We start from the raw sequence: 14,798 nt of genomic DNA, 5'->3' as shown, positions 1-14,798 counted from the left end.
CCCTTGGCCGCCAGCTCCTCCGCGTGCTTCTCGTCGTCCGTCCAGCGCGAGTTGCCGCCGTCCACGACCACGTCACCGGGCTCAAGCAGCTCGCCGAGCTCGTCGATCGTGGACTGGGTCGCGGCACCGGCGGGAACCATCACCCACACCACTCGCGGACCTTCGAGCTTCCCCACCAGCTCGGCCAGGCTGCTCACGTCGGCGAGCTCCGGATTGCGGTCGTATCCGATGACGGTGTGGCCTGCGCGGCGGATGCGCTCGCGCATGTTGCCGCCCATCTTGCCGAGCCCGATGAGACCAAGCTGCATGGCAGTCATGTCAGTTCACTTCTTCCGGAGAGTGCGGTACGTGGCCACGAGGGCGCTGGTGGAGGAGTCGAGGCCGGGGACGTCGGCGCCCTCGGTGAGGGCGGGTTCGACGCGCTTGGCGAGGACCTTGCCGAGCTCGACGCCCCACTGGTCGAAGGAGTCGATGTGCCAGATCGCGCCCTGCACGAACACCTTGTGTTCGTAGAGGGCGATGAGCTGGCCGAGGACCGAGGGGGTCAGTTCGCGCGCGAGGATCGTGGTCGTCGGGTGGTTGCCCTTGAACGTCTTGTGCGCTACCAGCTCCTCGGCCACGCCCTCCGCCCGCACCTCCTCCGGTGTCTTGCCGAAGGCGAGCGCCTGGCCCTGGGCGAAGAGGTTCGCCATCAACAGGTCGTGCTGGGACGCGAGTTCGCCGCCCAGTTCGGCGACCGGGTTGACGAAGCCGAGCAGATCGGCGGGGATCGTCTTCGTGCCCTGGTGGATCAACTGGTAGTAGGCGTGCTGCCCGTTGGTGCCGGGGGTGCCCCAGACGACCGGGCCCGTCTGCCATTCCACGGGGTGCCCGTCGCGGTCCACGGACTTGCCGTTGGACTCCATGTCCAGCTGCTGCAGGTACGCCGTGAACTTGGACAGGTAGTGCGAGTACGGCAGCACCGCGTGCGACTGGGCGTCGAAGAAGTTGCCGTACCAGACGCCCAACAGGCCCAGGAGCAACGGCACGTTGGACTCGGCAGGGGCGGTGCGGAAGTGCTCGTCGACGAGGTGGAAGCCGTCGAGCAGCTCACGGAAGCGGTCCGAGCCGATCGCGATCATCAGGGACAGCCCGATCGCGGAGTCGAACGAGTAGCGTCCGCCGACCCAGTCCCAGAACTCGAACATGTTCGCGGTGTCGATGCCGAAGTCGGCGACCTTCTCCGCGTTCGTCGACAGCGCCACGAAGTGCTTCGCCACGGCCGAGCCGTCACCGGTCTGCGCCGTGCCGCCGAGTCCGGCGAGCAGCCAGGACCGCGCCGAGGTCGCATTGGTGATCGTCTCGATGGTGGTGAAGGTCTTCGAGGCGACGATGAACAGCGTCTCGGCCGGGTCCAGGTCGCGGACCGCCTCGTGCAGGTCGGCCCCGTCGACGTTCGACACGAACCGGACCGTCAGGTCGCGGTCGGTGAAGGACCGCAGCGCGTCGTACGCCATCGCCGGGCCCAGGTCGGAGCCGCCGATGCCGATGTTGACGACGTTGCGGATACGCCGGCCGGTGTGGCCGGTCCACTTGCCGGAGCGGACCTGCTCGGCGAAGCCGGCCATCCGGTCGAGCACGGCGTGCACCTTCGGCACGACGTTCTCGCCGTCGACCTCCACGACCGCGTCCCGCGGGGCGCGCAGCGCGGTGTGCAGGACCGCCCGGTCCTCCGGCGTGTTGATCCGCTCGCCGCGGAACATCGCGTCGCGCAGGCCGAACACGTCGGTGGCGGTGGCGAGTTCCTGGAGCAGCGCGAGCGTCTCGTCGGTGATCAGGTGCTTCGAGTAGTCGATGTGCAGGTCGCCCACGCGCGCGGTGTAGCGCTCGGCGCGCTGCGGGTCCGTCGCGAACAGCTCACGCAGGTGCGCGTGCAGGAACGGCCCGGCCCGGTGGTCCTCCAGAGCGGTCCACTCGGGGCGGCGGGTGAGCTTCGGTGAGTCAGACACGGCTCTCCCTCTGGGCGTCGTCCCCGTGCAGGGCGACGGCGTACATCTCGTCCGCGTCGAGTCGCCGCAGTTCCTCGGCGATCAGCTCGGACGTGCTGCGGACCTTCAGCGCGAGGGTGCGCGAGGGCTGGCCCGGCAGGGACAGTGTCGCGAGGGGGCCTTCGGGGCGGTCGATGACGATCTCGCCGTTCGCGGTTCCGAGCTTCACGGCGGTGACCACGGGTCCCGCGGTGACGACCCGGTCGACCGGGACCTGGAGGCGGGCCTCCAGCCAGCGGGCCAGCAGTTCGGCGCTCGGGTTCTCGGCCTCGCTCTCGACGGTGGCCGTGATGATCCTCGTACGGGCCTGGTCGAGGGCGGCGGCGAGCATGGAACGCCACGGCGTCAGCCGGGTCCAGGCCAGGTCGGTGTCGCCCGGCGCGTACGCGGCGGCACGCGCCTCCAGGGCCTCAAGCGGGGTCTCCACGGCGTACATGTCGGTGATCCGGCGCTGCGCGAGGGCGCCCAGCGGGTCCTTGACCGGGACCTTCGGCGCGTCCACCGGCCACCAGACGACGACGGGCGCGTCCGGGAGCAGCAGCGGCAGGACCACCGAGTCGGCGTGGTCGGACACCTCGCCGTACATGCGCAGGATGACCGTCTCGCCGGTGCCGGCGTCCGCGCCGACCCGTACCTCGGCGTCGAGGTGGGAGTTCGTGCGGTCGCGCGGGGTGCGGGCGTGCCGCTTGATGACGACCAGGGTGCGCGAGGGGTGCTCGTGCGAGGCCTCCTCGGCCGCCTTGATCGAGTCGTAGGCGTTCTCCTCGTCCGTCACGATGACCATCGTCAGGACCATGCCCACGGCTGGCGTGCCGATGGCGCGGCGACCCTGCACGAGGGCCTTGTTGATCTTGCTTGCCGTGGTGTCGGTCAGGTCGATCTTCATGGCCTGCGCCAGCTCCGTCCGTCTCGTGCGAGCATCTCGTCGGCTTCCCCGGGGCCCCAGGTGCCCGAGGCGTACTGCGCGGGTTTGCCGTGCGTGTCCCAGTAGCCCTCGATCGGGTCGAGGATCTTCCAGGACTCTTCCACCTCCTGGTGGCGGGGGAAGAGGTTGGCGTCTCCGAGCAGTACATCCAGGATCAGGCGTTCGTACGCCTCCGGGCTGGACTCCGTGAACGACTCGCCGTACGCGAAGTCCATCGACACGTCCCGGATCTCCATCGACGTACCCGGCACCTTCGATCCGAAGCGCACCGTCATGCCCTCGTCCGGCTGGACGCGGATGACGATCGCGTTCGCGCCGAGTTCCTCGGTGGCGGTGGAGTCGAAGGGGGAGTGCGGGGCGCGCTGGAAGACCACCGCGATCTCGGTGACCCGCCGGCCGAGACGCTTGCCGGTGCGCAGGTAGAAGGGGACGCCCGCCCAGCGGCGGTTGTCGACCTCCAGCTTGACGGCCGCGTACGTGTCGGTCGTCGACCCGGGGTCGATGCCGTCCTCGTCGAGGTAGCCGCGCACCTTCTCGCCGCCCTGCCAGCCCGTCGCGTACTGCCCGCGGACCGTGTGCTCGCCCAGGTTCTCCGGCAGCTTCACGGACTTGAGGACCTTGAGCTTCTCGGTGAGCAGCGAGTCGGCGTCGAAGGCGATGGGCTCCTCCATCGCGGTGAGCGCCATCAGCTGCAGGAGGTGGTTCTGGATGACGTCACGGGCGGACCCGATGCCGTCGTAGTAGCCCGCACGGCCTCCGATGCCGATGTCCTCGGCCATCGTGATCTGTACGTGGTCGACGTACGACCGGTTCCAGATGGGCTCGTACATCTGATTGGCGAAGCGGAGCGCCAGGATGTTCTGGACGGTCTCCTTGCCGAGGTAGTGGTCGATCCGGAACACCTGCTCCGGGTCGAACACCTCGTGCACCACGCGGTTCAGCTCACGCGCGCTCTTCAGGTCGCGGCCGAACGGCTTCTCGATCACCCCGCGCCGCCAGGAGCCCGCGGGCGCCTCGGCGAGGCCGTGCTTCTTGAGCTGCTTGACGACCTTGGGGAAGAACTTCGGCGGTACGGATAGGTAGAAGGCGTAATTGCCGCTCGTACCCCGGGACTTGTCCAACTCGTCGACAGCGGCGCGCAGTTGATCGAACGCCTGGTCGTCGTCGAAGTCACCCGGGATGAACCGCATGCCCTCGGCGAGCTGCTGCCAGACCTCCTCGCGGAACTCGGTGCGCGCGTGGTCGCGGACCGAGTCGTGCACGATCTGCGCGAAGTCCTCGTCCTCCCAGTCGCGCCGCGCGAACCCGACGAGCGAGAAGCCCGGCGGCAGCAGGCCGCGGTTGGCCAGGTCGTAGACGGCCGGCATGAGCTTCTTGCGGGACAGGTCGCCGGTCACCCCGAAGATGACGAGCCCGGAGGGCCCGGCGATCTTCGGCAGCCGGCGGTCCTGGGGGTCACGGAGGGGATTGACCCACCCGTCACCCTGCTCCAGCACCTCGGCGAGCGACTGCGGCGCGAGATCGGCGCCGGCCGCGTCGGCGGCGGCGACCGCCGCAGTGTCCGAGACCGAGCCGTCCGCGGTGACGGCGACAGCACCGGCCTTCGCACGGCTCGGCGCGGCCTTCTTGGCATCGGCGGTCTTCGCGGCACTCGCGGTCTTCTTGGCTCCGGCTGCCTTCGCGGCACCCGAAGCCTTCGTAGCACCAGCGGTCTTCGCGGCACCCGCGGTCTTCCTGGCGCCAGCGGTCTTCGCGGCACCCGTGGCCTTCTTGGCGCCCACGGCCTTGGTTGCGCCCACGGCCTTGGTCGCACCCGCGGCCTTCTTGGCACCGGCGGTCTTCTTGGTGCCCACGGCCTTCGCGGCACCCGAAGCCTTCTTGGTGCCCGAAGCCTTCTTCGTAGGCGCGGTCTTCTTCGCCGAGGTGGCGACGGCAGGCGCGGCCGCCGCCGTGCCCGCCGTCTCCGACGGGGTTCCCTCGGGAGGGTTCTTGCTCATTCGCTGTCAACTCCCTTGCTGTTCAGCGAGACCGTGACCGCGTCCAGCAGCTCGCCCCAGGCCACCGCGAACTTCGCGACGCCCTCGGTCTCCAGCTGCCCGACGACCTCGTCGTACGAGATGCCCTGCTTCTCGACGGCGTCCAGGTCCGCGCGGGCCTGTGCGTAGCCGCCGCTCACCGTGTCGCCGCGGATCTCGCCGTGGTCGGCGGTGGCGTTCAGCGTGCCCTCGGGCATCGTGTTGACCGTGCCGGGCGCGACCAGCTCGTCGACGTACAGCGTGTCCTTGTAGGACGGGTCCTTGACGCCGGTCGACGCCCACAGCGGACGCTGCTTGTTGGCGCGGGCGCCACCGAGGGCGTTCCAGCGCTCCGAGTCGAAGACCTGCTCGTACGCCTCGTACGCGAGCCGCGCGTTGGCCAGCGCGGCCCTGCCCTTGAGCGCGAGCGCCTCGTCCGTGCCGACCTTCGTCAGCCGCTTGTCGATCTCGCTGTCGACGCGGGACACGAAGAAGGAGGCGACGGAGTGGATGGTGGCGAGGTCCAGGCCCTTGGCCTGTGCCTTCTCCAGGCCGGCCAGGTAGGCGTCCATGACCTCGCGGTAGCGCTCCAGCGAGAAGATCAGCGTGACGTTGACGCTGATGCCGAGGCCGATGACCTCGGTGATCGCGGGCAGTCCGGCCTTCGTCGCCGGGATCTTGATCATGACGTTCGGGCGGTCGACCAGCCAGAAGAGCTGCTTGGCCTCGGCGACCGTCGCCTTCGTGTCGTGGGCGAGGCGCGGGTCGACCTCGATGGAGACCCGGCCGTCCCGGCCGCTGGTCGCGTCGTACACGGGCCGCAGTATGTCGGCGGCGGCGCGGACGTCGGCGGTGGTCATCATCCGTACGGCCTCGTCGACCGTGACGCGGCGGGCGGCGAGGTCGGCGAGCTGCTCCTCGTACCCTTCGCCGGAGCCGATCGCGGCCTGGAAGATGGAGGGGTTGGTGGTGACGCCGACGACGTGCCGGGTCTCGATCAGTTCGGCGAGGTTGCCGGACGTGATGCGCTTGCGGGACAGGTCGTCGAGCCAGATGGAGACGCCTTCGCCGGAGAGGGCCTTCAGGGGTTCGGCGGTGGTGATTGTCTGAGTCGTGATTGTCTGGGTCACAGTGATCATCTTCCTTCGTGCAGTCGGACTAACCGCGGGCGGCGGCGACGGATTCCCGCGCGGACGCGGCGACGTTCTCGGCGGTGAAGCCGTACTCGGCGAACAGGACCTTGGCGTCGGCGGAGGCGCCGAAGTGCTCCAGGGAGACGATGCGTCCGGCGTCACCGACGTACCGGTACCAGGTGAGACCGATGCCCGCCTCGACCGCCACGCGGGCCTTCACGGCTGTCGGCAGGACACTCTCCCGGTACTCGGCGGACTGCTCCTCGAACCACTCCACGGACGGCATCGACACCACCCGGGTGCCCAGTCCCTCGGCTTCCAACTGCTCGCGTGCCGCCACGGCGAGCTGCACCTCGGAGCCGGTCGCGATGAGGATCACGTCGGGCGCCTCGGTGGAGGAGTCGCGCAGAACGTAGCCGCCCTTGGCCGCGTCGGCGTTGGCCTCGTAGGTCGGTACACCCTGACGGGTGAGGGCCAGGCCGTGCGGGGCCGGGTTCACCGCGTGCCGCCGGGTGATCTCGGCCCAGGCGATCGCGGTCTCGTTGGCGTCGGCGGGGCGCACGATGTTCAGCCCGGGGATGGCGCGCAGCGAGGCCAGGTGTTCGACCGGCTGGTGGGTCGGGCCGTCCTCGCCGAGGCCGATGGAGTCGTGCGTCCACACGTACGTGACGGGGAGCTGCATGAGGGCGGACAGGCGGACGGCGTTGCGCATGTAGTCGGAGAACACCAGGAAGGTGCCGCCGTAGATACGGGTGTTGCCGTGCAGCGCGATGCCGTTCATCTCCGCGGCCATGGAGTGCTCGCGGATGCCGAAGTGGATCGTGCGGCCGTACGGGTCGGCCTCGGGGAGCGGGTTGCCCTTGGGGAGGAACGACGAGGTCTTGTCGATGGTGGTGTTGTTCGAGCCCGCGAGGTCGGCGGAACCGCCCCACAGCTCGGGAAGCACCCCGCCGAGAGCCTGCAGCACCTTGCCGGAGGCCGCGCGGGTCGCCACGGACGTGCCGGTCTCGAACACCGGCAGCGCGCTCTCCCAGCCCTCGGGCAGCTGTCCGGCGACGATCCGGTCGAAGAGCTTGGCGTGTCCGGGCCGCGCGGTGCGCCACTCGGCGAGTTGCTTGTTCCAGGCGGCGTGCGCCTCGGCGCCGCGGTCGAGGGCGCGACGGGCGTGGTCCAGGACCTCGTCCGACACCTCGAAGGACCGCTCGGGGTCGAAGCCGAGGAGGCGCTTGGTGGCGGCGATCTCGTCCGCGCCGAGGGCCGAGCCGTGCGAGGCCTCGGTGTTCCGCGCGTTCGGGGCGGGCCAGGCGATGATCGTGCGCATCGCGATGATCGAGGGCCGTCCGGTCTCGTTCCTGGCGGCGGTCAGGGCCTCGTACAGCGCGGCCACGTCGATGTCACCGGCCGTGTCGCCGTCCGTCGAGGGCTCGATCCGCTGGACGTGCCAGCCGTACGCCTCGTACCGCTTCAGGACGTCCTCGGAGAAGGCCGTGGCGGTGTCGCCCTCGATCGAGATGTGGTTGTCGTCGTAGAGGAAGACGAGGTTGCCGAGCTTCTGGTGGCCGGCGAGGGAGGACGCCTCGGCGGAGATGCCCTCCTCCAGGTCGCCGTCGGAGACGATGCCCCAGATGGTGTGGTCGAAGGGGGACTCGCCCTCGGGGGCGTCCGGGTCGAAGAAGCCGCGCTCGTAGCGGGCGGCCATCGCCATGCCCACCGCGTTGGCGACACCCTGGCCCAGCGGGCCCGTGGTGGTCTCGACGCCGGCCGTGTGGCCGTACTCGGGGTGTCCCGGCGTCTTCGAGCCGTGGGTGCGGAACGCCTTCAGGTCGTCCAGCTCCAGCTCGTAGCCGGAGAGGAAGAGCTGGGTGTAGAGCGTCAGCGAGGTGTGGCCGGGGGAGAGGACGAAGCGGTCGCGGCCGGTCCACTCCGGGTCGGCGGGGTCGTGACGCATCACCTTCTGAAAGAGGGTGTACGCGGCCGGGGCCAGACTCATCGCGGTGCCGGGGTGGCCGTTGCCGACCTTCTGCACGGCGTCGGCCGCCAGCAGCCGGGCCGTGTCGACGGCTCGACGGTCCAGGTCGGTCCACTCCAAGCTGTCAGGTGTCTGCGCGCTCATCTTCAACAAATCCTCACCGGAAGCCCGATAACTGCTCTGATGCCTTCAACCTTAAAAGTCAGACTTTTACTGGGGAAGGTGCCCCTGTGTCAGCCTTTGGTGAAAGTGGGACAACGACCACGGGACCGAGCCGGTAAGAGAAGGACATGGCGGACACAAGTACTCAATTCGAGGACGGATTCAAGGGCGGGTACGGAGACGGGCACGAAGGCGGGCACGAAGTCGGGCACGAGGGTGGACGTGAGAGCGGACATGACGGCGGCCGGACCGGGATCAAGACCTTTCCCTTCCCCGTCGACCTCAGCGTCCTCGGTGTCGGCATGCAGGTGGGCCCGATGGAAGCAGGCCGCAGCTGGCATTCGGGTGAACAGATCGAACGCGTCCACCGCATCGACTTCCATGTGGTCCTGCTCTTCCGGGGCGGCCCCGTCCGGCACATGATCGACTTCGACGAGTACGAGGCCGGGGACGGCGAGATCCTCTGGATCCGGCCCGGACAGGTGCACCGCTTCTCCTCCGCGGCGGACTACCGCGGCACCGCCCTGATCATGCAGCCGGGCTTCCTGCCCCGCGCCACCGTCGAGGCGACCGGCCTCTACCGCTACGACCTGCCCCCGCTGCTGCGCCCCGACCGGGACCAGCTCACCGCGCTGGAGCACTCCCTCGCCCAGCTGGAGCGCGAGTACGTCGACACGGGCACCCTGCCGCTCAGCCTGCACACCGCCGTGCTGCGGCACACCCTGACCGCGTTCCTGCTGCGCCTGGCCCATCTGGCGGCCGGCGCCGCCGACGCGGCCCACGCGCAGGCGGACAGCACCTTCACCCGCTTCCGCCAGGCCGTCGAGAAGGGCTTCGTCACCAACCACAGCGTCAGCGCGTACGCCGACGCCCTCGGCTACTCCCGGCGCACCCTCGTCCGCGCGGTCCGCGCCGCCACCGGTGAGACACCCAAGGGGTTCATCGACAAGCGGGTCGTCCTGGAGGCCAAGCGCCTGCTGGCCCACACGGACATGCCGATCGGCCGCATCGGCGCCGTCGTGGGCTTCCCGGACGCGGCCAACTTCTCCAAGTTCTTCGTCCAGCACACCGGCACGACACCGGTGGCGTTCCGGGCGGAGCTGCGCTGAGACCCCGTAACCGCGCGGATACGTCTGTGGAGGGGCGGCCCGGCCGGGCCGCCCCTCCACAGATACCTGACGGTGGTGACTACGGACTCAGCGGCCGAAGTTGAACCAGTTCACGTTCACGAAGTCCGCCGGCTGGCCGCTCGTGAAGGTCAGATAGACGTCGTGCGTGCCGGTGACGTCGCTGATGTTCGCGGGCACGGTCCGCCAGCTCTGCCAGCCACCGGTGTTGGCCAGCGCGAAACTGCCGATGGGTGTGCTCGTACGGCTGTCGAGGCGGACCTCGACCAGACCGCTGACGGCGTTGCCCGCGCCGCTCGCGACCCGGGCGACGAACTGCCTGGCCGCCGTGGAGCCGAAGTTGACGCCCTTGTACTGCACCCAGTCGCCGTTGGCGAGGGCGCCGATGTTCTGGCCGCCGCCCGAGTCGGTGGTGGTCTCGGTGATCGTGCCGCTCTGCCCGTCGAACGACTCGGCCTGGATCGCGCTGTACGCGTCACGGTTGCCGGTCGGCGGAGGGGTGGTGCCGCCGCCCGACGTGAGTACCTGCACGTAGTCCACGACCATCGGGTTGCCCGGCACCGTGGCACCGTCCGGGCCACCGCCGAAGGCGTCCACGAAACCGCCGCCCATGGCCACGTTCAGGATGATGAAGTACCCGTGGTTCGTGGCGTTCGCCCAGGTCGTCGCGTCGACCTGATTGGCCCGTACGGTGTGGTAGTTGACGCCGTCGACGTAGAAGCGGATCTCCTCCACGCTCGTCGAGCGGTCCCACTCCAGGCCGTACGTGTGGAAGCCCGCCTGGCAGGTCGTGCCGGGACAGGCGCGGGAGCCGCCGATGCCGGTCGTCTCGTTGCAGGGGCCGCCCGGGTTGGTGCCGCAGTGCATGGTGGACCACACGGTGTTGAGGCCCTGGACGTTCTCCATGATGTCCAGCTCGCCGACGGCCGGCCAGTTCTGGTAGTTGCCGCGGTAGGGCGCGCCCAGCATCCAGAACGCCGGCCAGTACCCGCGGGCGGCCGTGCCCGTCACGTTGGGCATCTGGATACGGGACTGGACCCGCAGCTTGCCCCCGGCGGGCGGCTGGAAGTCGGTGCGGTTGGTCTCGATGCGGCCCGAGGTCCAGTTGCCGGAGGCGTCGCGCCGCGGGGTGATGCGGAGGTTCCCGGCGCCGTCCAGTGCCACGTTGTTGGTGCTGGACGTCATGTTCTCGATCTCGCCCGTGCCCCAGTTGGAGGGGCCGCCCGGGTAGCCGTGGCCGGTCGCGTACTGCCAGTTCGCGGTGTTGACGCCGGTGCCCGCGGAGCCGTTGAAGTCGTCGACGAAGACCTGGGTCCAGCCGCTGGGCGGCGCGGGCGCGTCCGCCTGTGCCGCCGAGGCCCCGGCCGCCGCCAGGCTCAGCACGCCGACGAGCGCGATGACCGAGCGCCTTATTCGACCGGGTCTTGCGGGGGTGCCGGAAGTTTCCCTCATGGGTGCCTCTTCAGGTACGGAGTCGGGGGTGCGCGGATGCCTTTGCGAGAGCTTTGAGAGCGCTCTCATGACAGGTGCGCGGCCAATGTGCTCTTCGGCACCCCGGCCGTCAAGAGGTAAAGCAGAGATTGCCTCCGGCGGGCCGGGGAGTTCACTCCGTGAAGGTGGGGCGGATCGGACGGGTCGTCAGAAAGCGCTTCCCGCACGCCGGTCGGCCCAGGGTCCGTGCTGTGGGCGGGCGAGGTCGCGGCTGAGGTTCCGGTGCGGAGCAGCCGCGACGCCCGGCCGCTGGGCGCGGGTGGGTGCTCGCTCGCGGAGCGGGTGTGAACGGGTGTGAACGGAAAACGGATCCCGCTACTTTCTCCCGAGCGCCTTCCGAGGGGGCACGCGCTAGCTTGATCGTGCCGATCGAATCCTCGTTCGGCCGCGCCTTCCCGTACACGGAACTCGCGTGTCACGCACAGGCGTTGACGGGCACCGGGGCGAGGGGAATGGGACGGTGGCACAAGCTCGTGTGCAAGACCCTTGGCGGCTGCTCCTGGTCGAGGACGACCAGGAGCTGGGCACGATGCTCTCCGAGGTGCTGCGGGACGAGGGATACGCGGTCGACGTGGCGGCGGACGGCCAGCGCGGCCTGCATCTCGGCCTCGCCCGGCAGTACGACGTACTGGTCGTCGACCGGCGCCTGCCCGTGCTCGACGGCCTCGACCTGCTGAGCCGGCTGCGCTCCCGCGCGGTCCGGACGCCGGTCATGCTGCTGACCGCGATGGGCACGGTGCACGACCGGGTCGACGGTCTCGACGCCGGCGCCGACGACTACCTGGTCAAGCCCTTCGAACTGGACGAGTTCAGCGCCCGATTACGGGCCCTGTGCCGCCGGGCACTCGATGTGGCCGACGTGCTGCGGATCGGCTCGGGACACCTGTACGTCAGCAGGCGCGAGGTGGAACTGGCCGACGGCGAGCGGATCGCCCTCGCCGCGCGGGAGTTCGAACTGCTGTGGGTGCTGGCCTCCCGCCCCGAGACCGTGTATTCGCGGGCGGAGCTGCGCCGGGCGGTCTTCCACGAGACGCCCGCGTCCTCCATCGTCGACACCTACGTCTACTACCTGCGCCGCAAACTCGGCCGGCAGGTGGTGCGCACGGTCCGTGGCCTCGGCTACCGCCTGGGGGCGCTGTGAGGGCGTCGGCGTACGGGGAATGGGCGGCGGTGCGCCGGGCCCGTCTGCGGATCTCCGTGATCACCGGCGCCACCGTCACCCTGCTGATCACGCTCGTCGGCGGCGTGGCCCACACGGTCATGACCCACGCACAGGACGAGCAGGTACGGCGGGAGCTGCGTTACGGCGCGTCGCGCGGCGACCTGTCGAGTCCACCGGTGTGCACCTGGCTGTACGCGCCGGGGACGACCCCGCTCGCGAACTCCCCGGCCGGATTCCCGGTACGCGCCGACATGGACCGGGCCCTGCGGACCCGGGAGGCCGTGGAACGCACCGTACGGCGCAACGGCACGGTCTACCTCGTACGGACACAGGTCAGGGCGGACGGCCGACTGGTGCAGGCGGTGTTCGACCTGCGTTTCCAGCTCGCCGACCGAAGGTACCTGTGGACGGCGCTGGGCGTCGCCGAGGTCGTGGGACTGCTTGCGGCGACCGCGACCGGTGCCGTCCTCGGGCGCCGTGCGGTGGCCCCGCTCGCCGAGGCTCTCACCCGGCAGCGCCGGTTCGTCGCGGACGCCAGCCACGAGCTGCGCACCCCGATCACCCAGGTGTACACACGGGCCCAGGTGCTGGCACGGCAGGCGGCCGACGACGATCTCCCGGCCCGGCACCGGGACGGGCTGGCCCGGCTGGTCGGTTCGGTCGGCCGCCTCGGTGAGGTACTGGACGACCTGCTGCTGTCCGCGAGCCTCGCGGCGGACCCGGCGCGGCGGTCGGAACACCGCCATGTCGAACTGGTGACGCTGGCCCGGACGGTGGTCGCCGAGGAGTCGGACCGCACCCGCGACAGCGGCCTCACCGTGGTCGTGAACGGTCCTTCGTACCCGCTCTGCGTCGACGGCATCGAGTCCGCGCTGCGCCGCGCGGTCGGCGAACTGCTGGTGAACGCGATCGGGCACACCCCGGCGGGCGGGCGGATCGAGGTGGACCTCGCGCACGCCGACGGGACGGTACAGCTCACCGTCACGGACACCGGGTCCGGGTTCGATCCCGCCGAGGCGGAGCGGCTGTTCGAGAGGTTCCACCGGGGTGACGCGGGCGGCCGGTACGGTCTGGGACTCGCGCTGCTGCGGGAGGTCATCGCCCATCACGGCGGCACGGTGGCCGCCACCGGCCGCCCGGGGCGCGGTGCCCGGTTCACCATCAGGCTGCCGGAGTGCGCCTCGTCGGCCGTCCCGGAACCGGCGCCCGCGGTCACGGCAGGCCGGCCGTGAGGAGCAGGCGGGCCGCGGCCCGGACGTCGGCGTCCAGCGGCCGGTCCCGCTCGACCGCGGGGATCGCCTCGACGAGGGCGTCGAGCAGCCTGCCGCACCCGGGCGCGGTGGGCCGGCGCGCCCCGACGTGCACGGCCTGGCGCAGACCGACGGCGAGCGACCCGCACAGCAGACCGAGCAGCTCCGCCATGTCGTAGGAGCGCAGGGCGGCCTGCGTGCCGAACGGGACGACGTCCTGGTTGTGGAGGTTGGTCGGCAGGCTCTGCATGCCGGCCGGTGTCGCCGCGCGGCGGATCTCGGCGACGAGCGAGGTGGTGGCCAGCTGTACGCCCTGCAGTCCGTGCTGCTGCCCCGGTTCGGTGGCGAGCATCGGCGGCAGCCCGCCGTTGCGGGCCGGATCCACCAGCAGGTCGAGCTGGCGCTCGGCCAGGTTGCCCAGCTGGGCGGTGACGGAGGCCAGCAGGTCGGCGGCGAAGGCGGCGGGCTGCCCGAAGAAGTTCCCGCCGTGCACCACCTTTCCCGGCCCGGCTCCCTCTTCCGGCTCCGCGTCCGTCCCTGTCCCCGACCCGCTGTTCTTCCCCGTCCCCCGGTCGGCGGGGAAGAACAGCGGGTTGTCACTGACGCCGCCGAGGTCCGCGGCGACCACGCCGTCGACGTAGCGCAGGGCGTCCTCCGCGGCGCCGAGCAACTGCGGGGCACAGCGGATGCTGTACGGCTCCTGAAGGGGACGGGCGCCGGACGGTGTGACGCCGCTGAGGGTGTGCCGCATGCGCGCGCCTACGTGGACCGCGCCGGCATGACCGTAGGCGCGCAGCAGATCCTCGTCGAGGAAGCCGGGATCGCAGCCGAGGAGGTCGGTCAGCAGACAGGTGAGACCGGCCAGGGCACGGTGAGCGGCGCGGACACCGTCGTGGGCCAGCGCCGTGGCGGCGGTGGTGACGGAGGTGCCGTTGACGAGGGCGAGCGCGTCCCGGCCGTCGAGGGTGAGCGGGCGCAGACCCGCGGCGGCCAAAGCTTCGTCGGCCGGCATGCGGCGGTTGTCCACATAGGCGTGTCCGCGGCCCCGCAGTGCCTGGGTGGCATAGGCGAGCGGGATCAGGTCGCCGCTCGCCCCCACCGAGCCGTAGCGCGGGACGGCCGGGGTGAACGTCGTGGCGAACAGGGCGGTGAGCCGTTCGACGACCTCGGTGGACACACCGGAGAACCCCTGGGCGAGGGACCGGGCGCGCAGCAGCAGGGCCGCGCGCACGATCGCCGGCGGCAGGTCCGGGCCCTGGCCCGCGCCGAGATGGGCCAGGGTGTTGTCGCACTGGTCGGCCTCGTCGGCACGGCCCGCGTACCCGACGAGCGCGCCGAAACCCGTGGTGGCGCCGTAGATACGGCTCTCCCCGCCGCCGTCGCCGTGCAGCAGGTCGTGGAAGAGCCGCCGGCTGTGGTCGACGCGCGCACGGGTCTCGTCGTCCACCGTGACGGTGAGCGGCGCGGCCACGCGACGCAGGACCGCGGAGTCCAGCGGGCCGGTCAGCGAGACGGTGTCCAGGGCGGTGAGCACGCC

11 protein-coding genes are annotated in these 14,798 nt (G+C 70.6%); 3 read left to right on the top strand and 8 right to left on the bottom strand.

Translation table 11 applies throughout. The features are described from left to right. The 6 genes from C6Y14_RS30620 to tkt all read right to left on the bottom strand — a co-directional run. Nucleotides 1-308, bottom strand: a 308-nt coding sequence (locus C6Y14_RS30620) for an NAD(P)-binding domain-containing protein (protein ID WP_159074339.1), incomplete at its 3' end; no start/stop codon positions are given. Nucleotides 309-323: 15 nt separating this feature from the next. Then, nucleotides 324-1,988, bottom strand: a complete 1,665-nt coding sequence (gene pgi / locus C6Y14_RS30615; protein ID WP_107020095.1) for a glucose-6-phosphate isomerase — start codon at nt 1,986-1,988, stop codon at nt 324-326. Then, nucleotides 1,981-2,913 carry a glucose-6-phosphate dehydrogenase assembly protein OpcA gene (opcA, locus tag C6Y14_RS30610; RefSeq protein ID WP_107020094.1) on the bottom strand — a complete coding sequence of 311 codons (933 nt, stop codon included), beginning with the start codon at nt 2,911-2,913 and terminating at the stop codon, nt 1,981-1,983. The genes pgi and opcA overlap by 8 nt, the downstream gene beginning before the upstream one ends. After that, nucleotides 2,910-4,448: a glucose-6-phosphate dehydrogenase gene (zwf, locus tag C6Y14_RS30605; RefSeq protein WP_225891364.1), complete on the bottom strand. Its 1,539-nt coding sequence runs from the start codon at nt 4,446-4,448 to the stop codon at nt 2,910-2,912. Before zwf ends, opcA begins: the two co-directional genes overlap by 4 nt. Nucleotides 4,449-4,945: 497 nt before the next feature. Next, nucleotides 4,946-6,106, bottom strand: a complete 1,161-nt coding sequence (gene tal / locus C6Y14_RS30600; RefSeq protein ID WP_107020093.1) for a transaldolase — start codon at nt 6,104-6,106, stop codon at nt 4,946-4,948. A gap of 19 nt (nt 6,107-6,125) precedes the next feature. Further along, nucleotides 6,126-8,213 carry a transketolase gene (tkt, locus tag C6Y14_RS30595; protein WP_107020092.1) on the bottom strand — a complete coding sequence of 696 codons (2,088 nt, stop codon included), beginning with the start codon at nt 8,211-8,213 and terminating at the stop codon, nt 6,126-6,128. 146 nt (nt 8,214-8,359) lie between these two features. On the opposite strand from tkt, the gene C6Y14_RS30590 reads away from it, so the two are divergent. Next, nucleotides 8,360-9,340, top strand: coding sequence for a helix-turn-helix domain-containing protein (locus C6Y14_RS30590; RefSeq protein WP_107020091.1), 981 nt, complete (start codon nt 8,360-8,362; stop codon nt 9,338-9,340). A gap of 87 nt (nt 9,341-9,427) precedes the next feature. On the opposite strand, the gene C6Y14_RS30585 is transcribed toward C6Y14_RS30590, so the two are convergent. Next, entirely contained in the window at nt 9,428-10,810 is a 1,383-nt protein-coding gene (locus tag C6Y14_RS30585; RefSeq protein WP_107020090.1) for a glycoside hydrolase family 16 protein, read from the bottom strand. Between the two features lie 514 nt (nt 10,811-11,324). On the opposite strand from C6Y14_RS30585, the gene C6Y14_RS30580 reads away from it, so the two are divergent. Both C6Y14_RS30580 and C6Y14_RS30575 read left to right on the top strand, forming a co-directional pair. Continuing rightward, nucleotides 11,325-11,990, top strand: coding sequence for a response regulator transcription factor (locus tag C6Y14_RS30580; RefSeq protein ID WP_225891360.1), 666 nt, complete (start codon nt 11,325-11,327; stop codon nt 11,988-11,990). Then, complete coding sequence (locus C6Y14_RS30575) at nt 11,987-13,243, top strand: sensor histidine kinase (RefSeq protein WP_225891359.1); 1,257 nt, start codon at nt 11,987-11,989, stop codon at nt 13,241-13,243. The genes C6Y14_RS30580 and C6Y14_RS30575 overlap by 4 nt, the downstream gene beginning before the upstream one ends. Here the strand turns inward: C6Y14_RS30575 and C6Y14_RS30570 are convergent. Continuing rightward, complete coding sequence (locus C6Y14_RS30570; protein ID WP_107020088.1) at nt 13,224-14,795, bottom strand: aromatic amino acid ammonia-lyase; 1,572 nt, start codon at nt 14,793-14,795, stop codon at nt 13,224-13,226. The genes C6Y14_RS30575 and C6Y14_RS30570 overlap by 20 nt on opposite strands. Between the last annotated feature and the right edge of the window lie 3 nt (nt 14,796-14,798).

This window comes from Streptomyces dioscori (genome assembly GCF_003024195.1).
GTDB lineage: Bacteria > Actinomycetota > Actinomycetes > Streptomycetales > Streptomycetaceae > Streptomyces > Streptomyces dioscori.
This window is presented reverse-complemented; position numbering and strand designations above follow the sequence as displayed.

Coding starts and splice junctions, on each gene's coding strand:
- C6Y14_RS30590 (WP_107020091.1), top strand. CDS start 8,360: ATGGCGGACACAAGTACTCAATTCGAGGACGGATTCAAGGGCGGGTAC.
- C6Y14_RS30585 (WP_107020090.1), bottom strand. CDS start 10,810: ATGAGGGAAACTTCCGGCACCCCCGCAAGACCCGGTCGAATAAGGCGC.
- tkt (WP_107020092.1), bottom strand. CDS start 8,213: ATGAGCGCGCAGACACCTGACAGCTTGGAGTGGACCGACCTGGACCGT.
- tal (WP_107020093.1), bottom strand. CDS start 6,106: ATGATCACTGTGACCCAGACAATCACGACTCAGACAATCACCACCGCC.
- opcA (WP_107020094.1), bottom strand. CDS start 2,913: ATGAAGATCGACCTGACCGACACCACGGCAAGCAAGATCAACAAGGCC.